Below are 17,054 nucleotides of genomic sequence, written 5' to 3' on the forward strand. Positions count from 1 at the left end.
AGGCTGACGCCATGCCCACTCTGCTGCTCCTGCGCCACGGCCGGACCACCGCCAACTCCTCCGGCCTGCTCGCCGGCCGCGCGCCCGGCGTCAGCCTCGACGAGTACGGGACCTCCCAGGCCGCCGCGCTGCCCGCGCGCCTGTCCGGCATCCCCCTGGCCGCCGCCGTCCACAGCCCCCTCCAGCGCTGCGCCGAGACTTTGGCGCCGCTCCTGGCGGAACGCCCCGGCCTGCCCGTCCACGTGGAGGAGCGGGTCACCGAGTGCGACTACGGGGAGTGGACCAACCGCGCGCTCCGGGATCTCGCCGACGAGCCGCTGATGGCCACCGTCCGCGTCCAGCCGTCCGCCGTCACGTTCCCCGGCGGCGAGTCGATGCGCGCCATGCAGGCGCGGGTCGCCGACGCCGCCCGCGACTGGGACGCCCGCGTCGCGGCGGAGCACGGCCCCGACGCGGTCTGGCTGATGTGCACCCACGGCGACAACATCAAGGCGATCACCGCCGACGCGCTCGGACTCCACCTCGACCTCTTCCAGCGGCTGGCCCCGCACCCGGCGTCCGTCACCGCGATCCGGTATGGAATCCCGCCGCTGCTCCTGCGTTTCGGCGATACGGGCGACCTCGCCGAGTTCGTCCCCCGGACGGAAGCGGCGGAACGCGACACCGCCGAGGCCACCGAGACCCCGGTGGGCGGTGGCGCCTGACCACGGTGATCGCGAAGCGCAGTAGGGTTCCCTTGTCCCCACGCAACCGACACCAGGAGCAGTGCGTGTCCCGTCAGGTGTTCCTCTACGACCCGCCCGACCGCTTTGTCGCCGGGACGGTCGGGCTGCCTGGCCGCCGTACCTTCTTCCTGCAGGCCACGGCGGCGGGCCGCACCACCAGCGTCGCCCTGGAGAAGGCGCAGGTGGAGGCGCTCGCCGAGCGCATCGACGAACTGCTGGACGAGGTCGTCCGCAGATCCGGCGGCAACACCACCGTCCCCGCCGTCGCCCCCTCCGAACTCGCCGACACGGGCCCCCTGGAGACCCCGGTCGAGGAGGAGTTCCGCGTCGGCACGATGGCCCTCGCCTGGGACAGCGACAACGAGCGGATGATCGTGGAGGCGCAGGCCCTCGTCGAGCTGGAGGTGGAGACCGAGGAGGAGTTCGCCGAGGCCGAGGAGCGGCTGCTGCGCGACGACGAGAACGGCCCGCCGATGCTGCGGGTGCGCCTCAGCGGCACCATGGCCCGCGCGTTCGCCAAACGGGCCCTTGAGGTCGTCAACGCGGGCCGCCCGCCGTGCCCCCTGTGCAGCCTGCCGCTCGACCCGGAGGGACACGTATGTCCGCGCCAGAACGGATACCGCCGCAGCCGGGCGTGACCGGCGCGGACACGCACGCCACGCTGGCCCGGGGCGGGCTGACCGTGCGCGGGCGCATCACCGACGCCTCCAACGCGGTGCTCTACGCCGTCGCCGAGCTGGACGGGCACCTCGTGCCGTGCGTCTACAAACCGGTGCGGGGCGAGCGGCCCCTGTGGGACTTCCCGGACGGGAACCTGGCGCAGCGCGAGGTCGCCGCGTACGAGGTCTGCCGCGCGCTCGGCTGGGACATCGTGCCCACCACCGTGCTGCGCGACGGGCCGTTCGGCGTCGGGATGTGCCAGCGCTGGATCGGCCCGCTGCCGGACGCCGAGGACGCCGGGGAGCCGGAGGACGTCCCCGGGCCGGGCGACCTGCTCGCCCTCGTGGACACCGAGGAGCCGCCGCCCGGCTGGAGGGCGGTCGGTCTCGTCCAGCTGGACGACGACGGCCCCGACGGCACCGCCCTGCTCGTCCACCTCGACGACGAACGCCTCCGCCGCGTCGCCGCCCTCGACGCCGTCATCAACAACGGCGACCGCAAGGGCGGCCACCTCCTCCCCACCGCCGGCGGCGCGCTGCACGGCATCGACCACGGCGTCACCTTCCACACCGACAACAAGCTCCGCACCCTCCTGTGGGGCTGGGCCGGCGAACCGCTGCCCGACGCCGTCCTGGCCGCCCTGCGCGGCCTCGCCGCCGCCCTCGCCGAAGACGCCCCCCTCACCGCGCGCCTGCGCGAACTGCTCACCGGCGACGAGATCGCCGCCCTCCGCGCCAGGACCGCCGCCCTCGTGCGGGACGGCCGCCACCCCCTGCCGAGCGGCGAGTGGCCCGCCATCCCCTGGCCCCTGGTCTGACCCGCGCCCCCGGCCCGGCGGGCACGCCGTGTCGTGCGGTGCCCGCCTCGCCGGTTAGGCTCGGGCGCATGCATGCCTGGCCTCCCTCCACAGTCCCCGTTCTGCCCGGTCAGAGCCCTGAACTGTCGATCCACGACACCGCGACCGGCGGCCGGGTGACCCTGACGCCCGGCCCGGTCGCCCGTATCTACGTCTGCGGCATCACCCCGTACGACGCCACGCACATGGGACACGCGGCCACCTACACCGCGTTCGACCTCGTCCAGCGGCTGTGGCTGGACACGAAACGCCAGGTCAGGTACGTCCAGAACGTCACCGACATCGACGACCCGCTGCTGGAGCGCGCCGCCGCCACCGGCGAGGACTGGACGGCGCTCGCGGAGCGCGAGACGGCGCTCTTCCGCGAGGACATGACCGCCCTGCGCAACCTGCCCCCCGAGGCGTACGTGGGCGCCGTCGAGTCCATACCGCGCATCGTGCCCGTCATCGAGCGGCTGCGCGCACTCGGCGCGGCGTACGACGTCGAGGGCGACACGTACTTCTCCGTGGACGCCGACCGGGACTTCGGCGGCGTCTCCCACTACGACGCCTCCGTGATGCGCGCCCTGTCGGCCGAGCGCGGCGGCGACCCCGACCGGCCGGGCAAGAAGAACGCGCTCGACCCGCTGCTGTGGCGCGCGGCACGCCCCGGCGAGCCCTCCTGGGACGGTGCGAGCCTCGGCCCCGGGCGCCCCGGCTGGCACATCGAGTGCGTCTCCATCGCGCTCGACCACCTCGGCATGGGCTTCGACGTCCAGGGCGGCGGCTCCGACCTGGTCTTCCCGCACCACGAGATGGGCGCCTCCCACGCGCAGGTCCTCACCGGTGAGCAGCCGTTCGCGGCGAGCTACGTGCACGCCGGGATGGTGGCGTACGAGGGCGAGAAGATGTCCAAGTCGAAGGGCAACCTCGTCCTCGTCTCGAAGCTCCGCGCGGCGGGCGTGGACCCGGCCGCCATCCGGCTGGCGCTGCTCGCGCACCACTACCGCTCCGACTGGGAGTGGACCGACGAGGTGCTGGAGAGCGCCGTGCGCCGCCTCGCCCGCTGGCGCGCGGCCGTCTCGCGGCCCGACGGCCCCCCGGCCGACGGGCTGGTGGCGGAGGTGCGGGCCGCGCTCGCCGACGACCTGGATGCCCCGGCGGCGCTGGCCGCCGTCGACCGCTGGGCGGCGGCGCAGGAGGCGGACGGCGGCACGGACACCGGCGCCCCCGGTGTCGTGAGCCGGGCGGTGGACGCGCTGCTGGGCGTCGCGGTCTGACACCGGCGCACCCCGCACGGCGGAGGGCCGGCACCCGCCCGGGTGCTCGGGGTCCGGCCCTCCGCCGCGTGTCTCTCACTCCTCCGGTTCGCCCGGCTCCTGCCGCTCCGGCTCGCCGCCGCCCTCGGCGGGGCGCCTGCCGCGCCTGCCGCCCCGGCTGCCCGGGTCCCGCAGGTATGTGCCGGACTCGCCGCCGGGCGGCTGCCCGTCGCGGCGGCGCAGGTAGCGTTCGAACTCCTTGGCGATCGCCTCGCCGCTCGCCTCCGGCAGCTCCGCCGTGTCCCGCGCCTCCTCCAGCGATTTCACGTACTCGGCGACCTCGCTGTCCTCGGCGGCCAGCTGGTCCACGCCGATCTGCCAGGCGCGGGCGTCCTCGGGCAGGTCGCCCAGGGGCATGCCGAGCCCGAGAAGGTCCTCCAGCGCGTGCAGCAGGGCGAGGGAGGCCTTGGGGTTCGGCGGCTGGGCGACGTAGTGCGGCACGGCGGCCCACAGCGTGACGGCCGGGACCCCGGCGTGGGTGCACGCCTCCTGGAGGATGCCGACGATGCCGGTCGGGCCCTCGTACCGCGACTCCTCCAGGTCGAGGGTGCGCGCCAGGTCCTCGTCGGACGTCACGCTCGTCACCGGAACCGGACGCGTGTGCGGGGTGTCGCCCAGCAGCGCGCCGAGGACGACGACCATCTCGACGCCGAGCTCGTGCGCGAAACCGAGGATCTCGTTGCAGAACGAGCGCCACCGCATGCTCGGCTCGATGCCGCGTACCAGCACCAGGTCGCGGCGCTTGACCGGCCCGTTCTCCGACCCGATCCGCACCACGGACAGGCGGGTCGTCGGCCAGGTGATGCGGCGGACTCCGGCGTCCAGCCAGATGTGCGGCCGGTTGACCTGGAAGTCGTAGTAGTCCTCGGCGTCCAGCGCCGCGAACACCTCGCCCTTCCACTCGCGCTCCAGGTGCGCGACCGCGGCCGACGCGGCGTCACCCGCGTCGTTCCATCCTTCGAACGCGGCCACCATGACCGGGTCAACCAGCTCGGGAACCCCTTCGAGCTCGATCACCCAGCGCCTCCTCCCGGCCGGTGCGGAACGGGCGCCCCACCCCGGCTGACGATGTCTTCGTGCGGCCCCAGCCTACGGCGTGACCGTTCCCAGCCCGCAGTCCTCGTACGCCTGGGCCCCGGCGGGGCCTGGGCCTGTCCGGCGGACCCTGCCTGTCTCACGACGCGGGCATGGGGGCACCTCCCTGGCCTCCGGGGCCTGGGAGAACCCCGCTGCCCTGCCGCATCGCGCGGACACTGCCGGGTACGAGCTGCGATCCGGCGCCTCGCGATGCACCGCATCCGGAGGCTCCCCCAGCCGCCAGGCCGGGGGAGCCGCGAGCCCGCGCCAGGATCCGCCGGACAGGCCCAGGGGGAACGCGCGGGGGAACGCCGTCGGCCCGCCGCCGCTCAGCCGCCCAGCACCCCGGCGACGCGCGCCCGCACCTCCTCCGTGTCCAGACCGCGCACCACCAGCGTCAGGCGGCGGCGCAGCACGTCGTCCACCGTGTCCGCCCACTCGCGGTCACGCGCGTAGACGACCTGCGCCCAGATGTCGGGCCCGTCCGGGTGCACGCGCGCGCCGAGCACCGGGTCCTCGCGGACGAGCTGCACGACATCGAACGCCAGCGACCCGTAGTGCGTGGCCAGGTGGCGCGCCGTGTGCTCGTCGATGCCGGACGGCGGCGGGTCGGCCAGCAGCCGGTGCGCGACGGCGTCCGGGTTGGCGACACCCGGCAGCGGGGCGTGGCGCACCAGGCCGGAGACGGGCGCCATGTCCTCGGCGACCGGGCTGCCCGGCAGGGTGGCCAGCTTCTCCAGCACGGTCCTGCCGATGTGCCGGTACGTCGTCCACTTGCCGCCCGCGACGGACAGCATGCCGCCGCGTCCCTCGGTGACCACGGTCTCGCGCCGCGCCGACTCGACGCCGCCGGGACCGCCGGGCAGCACGCGCAGCCCGGCGTACGCGTAGGTGATGAGGGAACAGTCCAGGTGCTCGGACCGTACCGACAGCGCCGCCTCGTCGAGGATCTGCGCGATGTCGGCCTCGGTGGGCGCCACTTCGCCCGGGTCGCCCTCGTACTGCTCGTCGGTCGTGCCCAGCAGCAGCTGGTCCTCCCAGGGCAGGGCGAACGTGACGCGGTACTTGTCCACGGGCGTCGCCAGCGCGGCGCGCCAGGGGACGGTGCGGCGCAGCACCAGGTGCGCGCCCTTCGACAGCCGGATGCTCGGCGCGGCGTCCGGGTCCTCCATGCCGCGCAGGTGGTCCACCCAGGGGCCGGTCGCGTTGAGGACGAGGCGCGCGTCGACGCCGAACTCGGCGCCGTCGAGCCCGTCGCGCAGCTCGGCGCCCGTGACGCGGCCCCGGGTGAAGCGCAGCCCGGTGACCTGCGCGTGGTTGAGGACTTCGGCGCCCGCCCCGACCGCGGCCCGCACGGTCATGACGGCGACGCGGGAGTCGTTCATCTGGTGGTCGCCGTAGACGGCGACGGCCTTCAGGCCCTCGGTGCGCAGCGCCGGGTTGGCGGCCGCCGCGGCGGCGGGGGAGATGACCCGGCCGACGCCGTCGCCGAACGCGGACAGCGCGGAGTAGGCGAAGACGCCCGCGCCGAGCTTGGCCGCGCCGTGCGGGCCGCCCTTGTAGACGGGGAGGTGGAAGGTGAGGGGGTTGACGAGGTGGGGGGCGACGTCGCGGGAGAGGATGCGCCGCTCGTGGTGGTTCTCGGCGACCAGCCGGACCGCGCCGGTCTGGAGGTAGCGCAGGCCGCCGTGGACGAGCTTGGAGGAGGCGGACGAGGTGGCGCCGGCGAAGTCGCCGGCGTCCACCATCGCCACCCGCAGACCCGACTGCGCGGCGTGCCAGGCCACCGAGGTGCCGAGGATGCCGCCCCCCACGACGAGCAGGTCCCAGGTCGTCGAGGAGAGGCGGTCACGGGTGTGGGCCCGGCGTTCGGCCCGGTCGCGGGCGGCCGTGTCGGACGGGCCCGGGGCGGTCAGGGTGGCGGTGGCCGACTCTGCGGTCGGGTGCGGGTTGTTCATACGATCAGCTCTCTCCTTCCAGCCAGCCCATGGTGCGCTGCACGGCCTTGAGCCAGTACTTGTACTGCTTGTCGCGCTCCCCGGCGTCCATCTGCGGGGTCCACTCGGCGTCCTGGCTCCAGTTGTCCCGCAGGTCCTCGATGTTCTCCCAGAAGCCGACGGCGAGCCCGGCGGCGTACGCGGCGCCCAGGCAGGTCGTCTCCGCCACCACGGGGCGGACCACGGGGACGTCGAGGAAGTCGGAGATGTTCTGCATGAGCAGGTTGTTCGCCGTCATGCCGCCGTCCACCTTGAGGGTGGTCAGCTCGGTGCCCGAGTCCTTGCGCATCGCGTCCACGATCTCGCGGGTCTGCCAGGCCGTCGCCTCCAGCACGGCGCGCGCGATGTGGGCCTTCGTCACGTACCGGGTGAGGCCCGCGATCACGCCCCGGGCGTCGGACTGCCAGTACGGCGCGAACAGGCCGGAGAACGCGGGCACGACGTACGCGCCGCCGTTGTCGTCGACCGAGCGCGCCAGCTCCTCGATCTCCGGCGCGCTGCTGATCAGGCCGAGCTGGTCGCGCATCCACTGGACGAGTGAGCCGGTGACGGCGATCGAGCCCTCCAGCGCGAAGACGGCCGGCTGGTCGCCGATGCGGTAGCCGACGGTCGTCACCAGGCCGGCGTACGAGTTGATGATGTCGGTGCCGGTGTTCATCAGCAGGAACGTTCCGGTGCCGTAGGTCGACTTGCCCTCGCCGACCGAGAAGCAGGTCTGGCCGAACAGCGCGGCCTGCTGGTCGCCGAGCGCCGAGGCGACCGGCACGCCGTCCAGGACGCCGCCCTTGGCCGTCCCGTACACCTCGGACGAGGAGCGGATCTCGGGCAGCAGGGACATCGGGACGCCGATGGAGTTGCAGATCTTCTCGTCCCACTGGAGCGTCCGCAGGTCCATCAGCAGGGTGCGGGACGCGTTGGTGACGTCCGTGACGTGCACGCCGCCGTCGGGGCCGCCCGTGAGGTTCCAGATCACCCAGGAGTCCATGGTGCCGAACAGCAGCTCGCCGCGTTCGGCGCGCTCCTGGAGGCCCTCGACGTTGTCCAGCAGCCAGCGGATCTTGGGCCCGGCGAAGTACGACGCCAGCGGCAGGCCGGTCTGGCGGCGGAAGCGGTCCTGGCCGACGTTGCGGCCCAGCTCCTTGCAGAGCGCGTCGGTGCGGGTGTCCTGCCAGACGATCGCGTGGTGCACGGGCTCACCGGTCGCCTTGTCCCACAGCATGGTGGTCTCGCGCTGGTTGGTGATGCCGATCGCCTTGACGTTCTCCTTGGAGATCTTCGCCTTGGTGAGCGCTCCGGCGAGCACCTCCTGCACGTTGGTCCAGATCTCGGCGGCGTCGTGCTCGACCCAGCCTGGCTTGGGCAGGAACTGCTCGTGCTCCTTCTGCTCGATGGCCACGATGTTCCCGCCGTGGTCGAAGACGATGCAGCGGCTTGACGTCGTGCCCTGGTCGATGGCCGCGATGTACTCGCGCTGGCCGGTGGTCGATGTGTCCGACATGAGGCGGCTCCTGTGGTCGGTGGGGGAGTGGCTGCGGCGCGCGGTGGCCCTCAGAACAGCGCGGTGTGGATGCCCGCGGCGATCGCGGCGCCGGCCAGCGGGCCGACGATCGGGATCCAGGCGTAGCTCCAGTCGGAGCCGCCCTTGTTGGGCAGCGGCAGCAGCGCGTGCACGATGCGGGGCCCGAGGTCACGCGCCGGGTTGATCGCGTACCCGGTCGGGCCGCCGAGGGACAGGCCGATGCCGACGACGACCAGGGCGACCATCAGGCCGCCGGTGCCGGAGAGGGTCAGCCCGTCGTTGAGCCCGATGCCGAGTACCAGCAGGACCAGCACGGCGGTGGCGACGATCTCGGTGGTGAGGTTCTGCACCGTGTTCCGGATCTCCGGGGCGGTGGCGAAGATGCCGAGGACCGGGCCCGGCTCGCCTCTCGTGGCGGGTTCGCGCTCCTCGACCTCCGCGTCCTCCTCCTCGAACGCGCGGGGGCCCGGTGTGCGGGAGCCGCTCTCGGCGTTGAGGGTGCGCAGTTGCTCCTGGAAGTGGCCGTAGTAGGCGAGCCACATCAGCACGGCGCCGATGATCGCGCCCACGAGCTGGCCCGCGATGTAGGTGGGCACGTCGTTCCACTCGCCGCTGTCGATGGCGATGCCGAGGGTGACGGCCGGGTTCAGGTGCGCGCCGGAGAGCTGGGTGGAGACGTAGACACCGGAGAGCACGCCGATGCCCCAGCCGAAGGAGATGGCCACCCATCCGGCGTCGAACGATTTTGACTTGGTCAGGATCACACCGGCGACGACGCCGGTGCCTAGCACGATCAGTACGGCGGTCCCGAGGACCTCACCGAAGAAGATGTGGAGGCTGGACATCCGCGACTCCTTTGTCCTCCGCCCAGGGGTCTCCCGGGCGTTGTCCGTCCAGTGTTCGGCAATGCCGACCAGTGAACGGGAGTGTTCTCTCCGGAACACCTGCCGTCAAGGGGATCGCGGCAGATATTCGACTGATATACCTATTGTCCTAAAAACGGCCGGAGCCGAGATCCCGCGACACGGCGCGCGCGCAGTCCCGGACCGCCGCCACCAGTCCCGGCCGCGGCTCCCCACCGGACAGCACACGCTCCACCGCGCCGGTGATTCCCACGGCTCCGACGGGTGCCCCGCGCCTGTCGAGGACCGGCGCGGCGATCGAGGCCACGCCATCCCAGGTTTCCCCGACTTCGCTCGCCCATCCGCGTGAGCGCACCTCTTCCAGACCCCGGCGGAACGCCTCGGCGCCGGTCACGGTCCGCCCGGTGACGGCCGCGAGACCCGCCCCCACGGCCGCGTCGTACGCCGCCGGGTCGTAGGCGGCGAGCACCTTCCCGAGCGCCGTGCTGTGCAGCGGCTGCATCGTCCCCACCTCCTGTGCCTGACGCCTGTCGTCCGGGCGCAGGACGTGGTGGACGATCAGCACCCCGTGCCGGTGCGCCACCCCCAGGTACGCGCTCTCGCCGCTCGACCGCGCCAGATCGTCGGTCCACGCCAGGGCCCGCGCCCGCAGGTCGTGCGCGTCCAGGTAGCCGCTGCCGAGACGCAGCAGCTCCGCGCCCAGCCGGTACTTCCCCGACGAGGGGTCCTGCTCCACGAACCCCTCCTGCTGGAGCGTCCGCAGCAGACCGTGCGTGGTGCCCTTGGCGAGCCCGACCGACGCGGCGATGTCGGAGAGGCCGAGGCCGCGCTCCCCGCCCGCCAGCAGGCGCAGCACCGCCGCCGCGCGTTCGAGCGACTGAATGGTCCGCGCCATGGAGGCCGCCTCTCCTTGCCGTGCGATCACCTCGTCTGCCTCAGCCTGTCATTCGGCATTGTCGAACATCAGTGGGGTATGTCGATACCCGGGAGGCCGGGCACGAGTCTACGGGCGCCCTCCCGCCTGCCCCGCCGCTGCGACGCCACTCCCACCCCGCTCGCCCATGCGGTTAGGCTGACCCCGTGCGCGCCGTGCATCGCCGCGCATAGCCGACAGCCGTCGCACTCCCGGGAGCTTCCCCATGGCCTCGTCCAGCCCGTCCGTCGTCCCCCAGGCCCAGCGGGCCGCAGCGCTGCGTGAGGCGTTCGCCTCACGCGTCGTCGTCGCCGACGGCGGCATGGGCACCATGCTCCAGGCGCAGGACCCCTCCCTCGACGACTTCCAGCAGCTCGAAGGCTGCAACGAGGTCCTGAACGTCACGCGCCCCGACATCGTGCGCTCGGTCCACGATGCCTATTTCGCCGCCGGTGTGGACTGTGTGGAGACGAATACCTTCGGGGCCAACCTTTCGGCTCTGGGTGAGTACGACATCGCTGATCGCATCGCCGAGTTGTCGGAGGCGGGTGCGCGGATCGCGCGCGATGCCGCCGACGCCCTTGCCGCGGCGGATGGCCGCCTGCGCTGGGTCCTCGGCTCCATCGGCCCCGGCACCAAGCTCCCCACCCTTGGTCACGTCGGCTACACCGAGCTGCGCGACGCCTACCAGCGCAACTCCGAAGGGCTCGTCACCGGCGGCGCGGACGCCCTGTTGATCGAGACCAGCCAGGACCTCCTCCAGACGAAGGCCGCTGTCCTCGGCGCCCGGCGGGCTCTGAATGCCACGGGCGTCGATCTGCCGGTGATCGTGCACGTGACTGTCGAGACGACGGGAACGATGCTTCTGGGCTCTGAGATCGGTGCCGCGCTGACCGCGCTGGCGCCCCTGGGCATCGACATGATCGGCCTCAACTGTGCCACCGGCCCCGCCGAGATGCGGGAGCACCTGCGCCACCTCGCCCGCCACGCCGGACTCCCGCTGTCCTGCATGCCGAACGCGGGCCTGCCCATCCTCGGCAAGGACGGCGCGCACTACCCGCTCACCCCGGCGGAACTCGCCGACGCGCACGAGACGTTCGTCGGCGAGTACGGTCTGTCCCTCGTCGGCGGCTGCTGCGGCACCACGCCTGAGCACCTGCGCCAGGTCGTCGAACGCGTACGCGACCTGACCCCCACCCCGCGCGACCCCAGGCCCGAGCCGGGTGCTTCCTCCCTCTACCAGTCTGTCCCCTTCCGCCAGGACACCTCCTACCTGGCCATCGGCGAGCGCACCAACGCCAACGGCTCCAAGAAGTTCCGCGAGGCCATGCTGGACGGCCGCTGGGACGACTGCGTCGAGATGGCCCGCGACCAGATCCGCGAGGGCGCGCACCTGCTCGACCTGTGCGTGGACTACGTCGGCCGCGACGGCGTCGCCGACATGCGCGAACTGGCCGGGCGCCTCGCCACCTCCTCCACCCTCCCCATCGTGCTCGACTCGACCGAGCCCGCCGTCCTCCGGGCGGGTCTGGAGAAGCTGGGTGGCCGGGCTGTCATCAACTCGGTGAACTACGAGGACGGTGACGGGCCCGGCTCGCGTTTCGCGAAGGTCACCGCGCTCGCCAAAGAGCATGGTGCCGCCCTGATGGCCCTCACTATTGACGAGCAGGGGCAGGCGCGCACCGCCGAACACAAGGTCGCCATCGCCGAGCGGCTGATCGCCGACCTCACCGGGAACTGGGGCATCGCGGAGAGCGACATCCTCATCGACTGTCTGACTTTCACGATCTGCACGGGTCAGGAGGAGTCCCGTAAGGACGGGGTCGCGACCATCGAGGCGATCCGTGAGCTGAAGCGCCGCCACCCGGATGTGCAGACGACGCTGGGCCTGTCCAACATCTCTTTCGGCCTCAACCCGGCCGCCCGTCTCGTTCTCAACTCGGTGTTCCTGGACGAGTGTGTGAAGGCGGGTCTGGATTCGGCGATCGTGCACGCGGCGAAGATCCTGCCGATCGCGCGGATCGAGCCGGAGCAGGTGGAGGTCGCTCTCGACCTCGTCCATGACCGCCGCCGTGAGGGATACGACCCGCTCCAGCGTTTCCTGGAGCTGTTCGAGGGCGCGACCGCCGCGTCGCTGAAGGCGGGCAAGGCCGAGGAACTCGCCGCTCTTCCTCTGGAGGAGCGGCTTCAGCGGCGCATCGTCGAGGGTGAACGCAACGGCCTGGAGGCCGACCTCGACGCGGCCCTCGCGCAGCGCCCGGCGCTTCAGATCGTGAATGAGACGCTGCTGGCGGGGATGAAGGTCGTCGGTGAACTCTTCGGCTCGGGCCGGATGCAGCTGCCGTTCGTTCTCCAGTCCGCCGAGGTGATGAAGACGGCCGTCGCCCACCTCGAACCGCACATGGACAAGACCGACGACGCGGGCAAGGGCACCATCGTCCTGGCCACCGTGCGCGGCGACGTCCACGACATCGGCAAGAACCTCGTGGACATCATCCTCACCAACAACGGCTACACCGTCGTCAACCTCGGTATCAAGCAGCCCGTCTCCGCGATCCTGGACGCCGCCGCCGAGCACCGCGCCGACGTCATCGGCATGTCCGGGCTCCTGGTGAAGTCCACCGTGATCATGAAGGAGAACCTGGAGGAGCTCAACCGCCGCGGCATGGCCACCGACTACCCGGTCATCCTCGGCGGCGCCGCCCTCACCCGCGCCTACGTCGAACAGGACCTCCACGACATCTACGAGGGCGAGGTCCGCTACGCCCGCGACGCGTTCGAGGGCCTGCGCCTGATGGACGCCCTGGTCGCGGTCAAGCGCGGTATCCCCGGCGCCGGTCTGCCCGAGTTGAAGCAGCGCCGCGTCGCCCGCAGGACCGCCACCCTCCCCGAACCCGACGAGACGGCGGTGCCCGCGCGTTCGGATGTGGCGACCGACGTGCCCGTCCCGGTGGCCCCGTTCCTGGGCACCCGCGTCATCAAAGGCATCCCGCTGAAGGAGTACGCCGGGTGGCTGGACGAGGACGCGCTCTTCAAGGGGCAGTGGGGCCTCAAGGCCTCCCGCGCCGGTGAGGGGCCCGGCTACGAGGACCTGGTCGAGAGCGAGGGCCGCCCCCGGCTGCGGGCCCTCCTCGACCGCCTCCACACCGGTAACCTGCTGGAAGCCGCCGTCGTCTACGGCTACTTCCCCTGCCAGGCGGAGGGCAACGACCTGGTCATCCTCGACGAGGACGGCAAGGAACGCACCCGCTTCACGTTCCCCCGCCAGCGCCGCGGCCGCCGCCTGTGCCTGGCGGACTTCTTCCGCCCGGCCGAGAGCGGGCAGATGGACATCGTCGCGCTCCAGACCGTCACCATCGGCCCCCGCGTCAGCGGCGCGACCGCCGAACTGTTCGCCGCCGACGCCTACCGCGACTACCTCGAACTCCACGGCCTGTCCGTCCAGCTCGCCGAAGCCCTCGCCGAGTACTGGCACGCCCGCGTCCGCACCGAACTGGGCATCGCCGACCACGACCCCGCACAACTCGCCGGCATGTTCCGCACCGAATACCAAGGCTGCCGCTACTCCCTCGGCTACCCCGCCTGCCCCGACCTCGAAGACCGCGCCAAGATCGCCGAACTGCTGGAACCCGAACGCATCGGCGTCACCCTCTCCGAGGAGTTCCAGCTCCACCCCGAGCAGTCCACCGACGCCATCGTCCTCCACCACCCCGAAGCCAGTTACTTCAACGCGCGCTGACCTGGCGCTGCTCCGTCCGGGTGTCGCAGCTCCATACGGGTGACACAGGGCAGGACGCCACGACCAGCGGCGACGTAGACTGATCGATCCGGTACAGGCCGGTCGTCCCCGCGGGGACGACCGGCCTTCTGGCCCCTTATGGAGGTGCGCGCGGATGACGAGTTCCTTTCCCGCCCTCGACACCAGGACTCCGCACGGAGCCGGCCCCCAGGCCGTCCTGCTCGACATGGACGGCACGCTGGTCGACACCGAGGGGTTCTGGTGGGACGCCGAGGTGGAGGTCTTCGGCGCCCTCGGACACGTGCTCGGTGAGGAGCACCGCGACATCGTCGTGGGCGGCCCCATGACCCGCAGCGCCGGCTACCTCATCGAGGTGACCGGCGCCGACATCACCCTCGACGCGGTACGCGACCTGCTGAACGCGGCCTTCCTCCGCCGCCTCGAACGCGGCGTGCCGCTCATGCCGGGCGCCCGCGACCTGCTCACCGGACTGGCCGCGCGGAGCGTCCCCGCCGCCCTCGTCTCGGCGTCCCACCGCACCGTCATCGACCGGATGCTCCGCTCCCTCGGCGCCCACCACTTCGCCGCCACCGTCGCGGGCGACGAGCTGGAGCGCACCAAGCCGCACCCCGACCCGTACCTCGCCGCCGCAGCGCGGCTCGGCGCCGACCCGGCCCGCTGCGTCGCCGTGGAGGACACCCCCACCGGCGTCGCCTCGGCGGAGGCCGCCGGCTGCCGCGTGATCGCCGTGCCGTCCGTGGCCCCCATCGGGCCCGCGCCCGGCCGGACCGTCGTCGGCTCGCTTGCGGAGATCGACATGGCGCTGCTGCGCACGGTCGCCGCCGCGCCCGTGCCGCGCGGCGCCACCGGCACGGCGGGCGCCCCGGCCGTCCCGTGACGCTCCCCGGTGCCGCCGCGCCTCCGCCGATCCACTAGGGTCACGCAACGTGACGTCCCACCGCCCGCGCACGGCCCTCCCGGCCGCCGCCCTCGCCGCCGCCCTCCTCCTCACCGGCTGCTGGTGGGGCGGCGGCACGGACGGCGAGGGCGAGCCCGTCGTCATGGGCACGACGGACACGGTGCGCACGCTCGACCCGGCCGGCGCTTACGACCCGGGGTCCTGGCTCATCACCGGCAACGTCTTCCAGTCCCTGCTCAGCCTGCCGCCGGGCGGCACCGCGCCGCAGCCCGAGGCCGCCGACGAGTGCGGCTTCACCGACCGCGTCAGCCGCCGCTTCACCTGCCGCCTGCGCGGCGACCTGACGTTCGCCGACGGCGACGGCCTGACCAGCCACGACGTCAAGTACTCGTTCGAGCGGACCCTGCGGATCGACGCGCCGCACGGCCCCGCCGCCCTGCTCTCCGCCATCGACCGCATCGACACACCCGACGACCGGACCGTCACCTTCCACCTCAGCCGCCCCGACGCCACGTTCGCCCAGAAGATCGCCACCCCGGCGGGCGCCATCGTGGACCACCGCGCCTACCCGGCCGACTCCCTGCGCACCGACGACAGCACGGACGGCTCCGGCGTCTACACGCTGGAGGGCCTGGACGGGGACACCGCCGTCCTCGCCGTCAACTCCCGCTACCAGGGACCGGCCGACATCCGGAACTCCGGCATGACCATCCGCTTCCACCCCGGCGACGAACGCGGCCTGCGCGACGCGCTCACCGACGGCACCGTCGACCTCGCCTACCGCGGTCTCACCGCCGGCGACCTCGCGGACCTGCGCGACGGCGACCGGTTCACCACCGTCAGCGGCAGCGGCCTGGAGGCGCAGTACCTGGTGCCCGACCCCGCCGACCCCGTGACGGGCGACCCCGCGGTCCGCCGCGCCCTGGCCCAGCTGATCGACCGCGACGCGCTGCTGCGCGGCCTCCTCCCCGAGACCGCCGAGCCGCTGTACTCCCTTCTCCCGGCCGGGGTCCTGGGCCACACGACGCCCTTCGCCGACCTCTACGGCGACCGCCCACGCCCGAACGGCGCCCGCGAGGAACTGCGCGACGCCGGACACATCGACACCCTCCCGCTCACCCTGTGCGCCTCACCGGAGCGGTCAGGCCCCGACGCCACGGCCGCCGCCGACCGGATCGCCGCCCAACTGGAGGCGGACGGCCTGTTCCGCGTCACGGTGCGCACGCTGTCCGGCACCGACCTGGACGAAGCGGCGCGGGACGGCGGCGGCGCCTGCCCGCTGGCCCTGCACGGCTGGAGCCCGGTCTATCCCGACCCGGACAGCTTCCTCCAGCCCCTCCTCGGCGCGGGCGGCGTCCTGACCGCCCCCTACGACTCCGACCACGTCACCGGCGACCTCGTCCCGGCCACCGAGCGCGAGACCGACCGCGAACGCGCCGCCGACGACCTCGCCGCGATCCAGGAGGCCGTCGCGGCGGACCTGCCCCTCATCCCGCTGTGGCAGGACCGGCGGCAGGCGGTCGCCGCCCGGGGCGTCACCGGCCTGCGCTGGGCTCTCGACAGCGCGACCACGTTCCGCTTCTGGGAGATCGCCAAGGACCCCGGCTGACCTCCGGCGCCCGGTCGCGGCGGACGTGTCAGGGCTGTCCGCCACACACCGCCTCGGCCTGCCCCCCAGCCCGGCGGCGGGCGGCGGCATGTGCCGGACGCGGCTCGTACCCGGTCGTACCCTCCGCGATGGGACGACGCGGCGAGGTGCGGTGACCGGCGGCGCGTGCCACGCAAGATCCGGACGACACGACCTAACTGCCCGGCCGCACCAGGCCGCTCTCGTACGCGAACACCGCCGCCTGCACCCGGTCGCGCAGCTCCAGCTTCGTCAGCACGTGGCCCACATGCGTCTTCACCGTCGTCTCGCTGACGAACAGGTCCGCCGCGATCTCCGCGTTCGACAGCCCACGGGCCACCAGCTTCAGCACCTCGACCTCGCGCTCGGTCAGCCGCCGCAGCGTGTCGGGCACCGGCTCCTCGCCCGACGGCAGCCGCTCGGCGTACATGTCGAGCAGGCGCCGCGTCACGCTCGGCGCCAGCATCGCCTCGCCCGCCGCCACCACCCTGATCGCCTGCACCAGGTCCGCCGCCGGAGCGTCCTTCAGCAGGAAGCCGCTCGCACCCGCCCGGAGCGCCTCCACCACGTACTCGTCCAGGTCGAAGGTGGTCAGCACCAGCACCTTCACGGGACCGTCGTGCCCCGGCCCGGTGATCTGCCGCGTCGCCTCCACGCCGTCCATGCGCGGCATGCGGATGTCCATCAGCACCACGTCCGGCTGGAGCGCCCGCACCTGCTCCAGCGCCTGGAGACCGTCCCCGGCCTCGCCGACCACCGCCACGTCGGGCTCGGCCTCCAGAATCATGCGGAAACCGGTGCGCAGCAGCGGCTGGTCATCGACGAGCAGCACGCGAATGGGCATGGGCCAGCCTTCGTTCC

13 protein-coding genes are annotated in these 17,054 nt (G+C 72.9%); 7 read left to right on the forward strand and 6 right to left on the reverse strand.

Translation table 11 applies throughout. The features are described from left to right. Positions 1-11 precede the first annotated feature (11 nt). The 4 genes from ACL02R_RS06275 (at position 12) to mshC (ending at position 3,500) form a co-directional block, all read left to right on the forward strand. Positions 12-704: an MSMEG_4193 family putative phosphomutase gene (locus tag ACL02R_RS06275; RefSeq protein WP_412795851.1), complete on the forward strand. Its 693-nt coding sequence runs from the start codon at positions 12-14 to the stop codon at positions 702-704. A gap of 65 nt (positions 705-769) precedes the next feature. Beyond that, the gene (locus ACL02R_RS06280) at positions 770-1,363 is read left to right on the forward strand and encodes a DUF3090 domain-containing protein (RefSeq protein ID WP_362967998.1); all 594 of its coding nucleotides are present in this window, start codon (positions 770-772) and stop codon (positions 1,361-1,363) included. Beyond that, positions 1,324-2,202: an SCO1664 family protein gene (locus tag ACL02R_RS06285; protein WP_412795852.1), complete on the forward strand. Its 879-nt coding sequence runs from the start codon at positions 1,324-1,326 to the stop codon at positions 2,200-2,202. The genes ACL02R_RS06280 and ACL02R_RS06285 overlap by 40 nt, the downstream gene beginning before the upstream one ends. Before the next feature lie 68 nt (positions 2,203-2,270). Continuing rightward, positions 2,271-3,500 carry a cysteine--1-D-myo-inosityl 2-amino-2-deoxy-alpha-D-glucopyranoside ligase gene (gene mshC, locus ACL02R_RS06290; RefSeq protein WP_412795853.1) on the forward strand — a complete coding sequence of 410 codons (1,230 nt, stop codon included), beginning with the start codon at positions 2,271-2,273 and terminating at the stop codon, positions 3,498-3,500. A 75-nt stretch (positions 3,501-3,575) separates the two neighbouring features. Here mshC and ACL02R_RS06295 read toward each other — a convergent pair whose 3' ends face one another. The 5 genes from ACL02R_RS06295 to ACL02R_RS06315 form a co-directional block, all read right to left on the reverse strand. Continuing rightward, entirely contained in the window at positions 3,576-4,556 is a 981-nt protein-coding gene (locus ACL02R_RS06295) for a PAC2 family protein (protein ID WP_362968002.1), read from the reverse strand. Positions 4,557-4,945: 389 nt separating this feature from the next. Next, on the reverse strand, positions 4,946-6,574 hold the full coding sequence (locus tag ACL02R_RS06300) for an FAD-dependent oxidoreductase (RefSeq protein ID WP_412795854.1): 1,629 nt from the start codon (positions 6,572-6,574) through the stop codon (positions 4,946-4,948). 4 nt (positions 6,575-6,578) lie between these two features. Then, positions 6,579-8,111, reverse strand: a complete 1,533-nt coding sequence (glpK, locus tag ACL02R_RS06305) for a glycerol kinase GlpK (protein WP_412795855.1) — start codon at positions 8,109-8,111, stop codon at positions 6,579-6,581. A 50-nt stretch (positions 8,112-8,161) separates the two neighbouring features. Beyond that, positions 8,162-8,977 carry an MIP/aquaporin family protein gene (locus tag ACL02R_RS06310; RefSeq protein WP_412795856.1) on the reverse strand — a complete coding sequence of 272 codons (816 nt, stop codon included), beginning with the start codon at positions 8,975-8,977 and terminating at the stop codon, positions 8,162-8,164. Between the two features lie 148 nt (positions 8,978-9,125). Next, positions 9,126-9,890 (reverse strand): IclR family transcriptional regulator, encoded by a 765-nt coding sequence (locus tag ACL02R_RS06315; protein WP_412795857.1) that lies wholly within the window; start codon positions 9,888-9,890, stop codon positions 9,126-9,128. A gap of 244 nt (positions 9,891-10,134) precedes the next feature. Between ACL02R_RS06315 and metH the strand changes: the two genes are divergently transcribed. The 3 genes from metH to ACL02R_RS06330 all read left to right on the forward strand — a co-directional run bounded on the left by metH (position 10,135) and on the right by ACL02R_RS06330 (position 16,175). Then, positions 10,135-13,647: a methionine synthase gene (gene metH, locus ACL02R_RS06320; RefSeq protein ID WP_412795858.1), complete on the forward strand. Its 3,513-nt coding sequence runs from the start codon at positions 10,135-10,137 to the stop codon at positions 13,645-13,647. Positions 13,648-13,801: 154 nt separating this feature from the next. Continuing rightward, positions 13,802-14,545 carry an HAD family hydrolase gene (locus ACL02R_RS06325; RefSeq protein WP_412795859.1) on the forward strand — a complete coding sequence of 248 codons (744 nt, stop codon included), beginning with the start codon at positions 13,802-13,804 and terminating at the stop codon, positions 14,543-14,545. A 49-nt stretch (positions 14,546-14,594) separates the two neighbouring features. After that, a complete protein-coding gene (locus ACL02R_RS06330; protein ID WP_412795860.1) occupies positions 14,595-16,175 on the forward strand; it encodes an ABC transporter substrate-binding protein in 1,581 nt (526 codons plus the stop codon). Between the two features lie 193 nt (positions 16,176-16,368). On the opposite strand, the gene ACL02R_RS06335 is transcribed toward ACL02R_RS06330, so the two are convergent. Next, positions 16,369-17,037 carry a response regulator gene (locus tag ACL02R_RS06335; RefSeq protein ID WP_412795861.1) on the reverse strand — a complete coding sequence of 223 codons (669 nt, stop codon included), beginning with the start codon at positions 17,035-17,037 and terminating at the stop codon, positions 16,369-16,371. Positions 17,038-17,054: the final 17 nt, after the last annotated feature.

The organism is Streptomyces sp. MS19, from assembly GCF_047200595.1.
In the GTDB taxonomy this organism is placed as follows: Bacteria; Actinomycetota; Actinomycetes; order Streptomycetales; family Streptomycetaceae; genus Streptomyces.

Bases quoted from the DNA above. Each gene is read 5' to 3' on its own strand.
- metH (WP_412795858.1), top strand. From the start codon at position 10,135: ATGGCCTCGTCCAGCCCGTCCGTCGTCCCCCAGGCCCAGCGGGCCGCA.
- glpK (WP_412795855.1), bottom strand. From the start codon at position 8,111: ATGTCGGACACATCGACCACCGGCCAGCGCGAGTACATCGCGGCCATC.
- ACL02R_RS06275 (WP_412795851.1), top strand. From the start codon at position 12: ATGCCCACTCTGCTGCTCCTGCGCCACGGCCGGACCACCGCCAACTCC.
- ACL02R_RS06310 (WP_412795856.1), bottom strand. From the start codon at position 8,977: ATGTCCAGCCTCCACATCTTCTTCGGTGAGGTCCTCGGGACCGCCGTA.
- ACL02R_RS06335 (WP_412795861.1), bottom strand. From the start codon at position 17,037: ATGCCCATTCGCGTGCTGCTCGTCGATGACCAGCCGCTGCTGCGCACC.
- mshC (WP_412795853.1), top strand. From the start codon at position 2,271: ATGCATGCCTGGCCTCCCTCCACAGTCCCCGTTCTGCCCGGTCAGAGC.
- ACL02R_RS06315 (WP_412795857.1), bottom strand. From the start codon at position 9,890: ATGGCGCGGACCATTCAGTCGCTCGAACGCGCGGCGGCGGTGCTGCGC.
- ACL02R_RS06285 (WP_412795852.1), top strand. From the start codon at position 1,324: ATGTCCGCGCCAGAACGGATACCGCCGCAGCCGGGCGTGACCGGCGCG.
- ACL02R_RS06325 (WP_412795859.1), top strand. From the start codon at position 13,802: ATGACGAGTTCCTTTCCCGCCCTCGACACCAGGACTCCGCACGGAGCC.
- ACL02R_RS06300 (WP_412795854.1), bottom strand. From the start codon at position 6,574: ATGAACAACCCGCACCCGACCGCAGAGTCGGCCACCGCCACCCTGACC.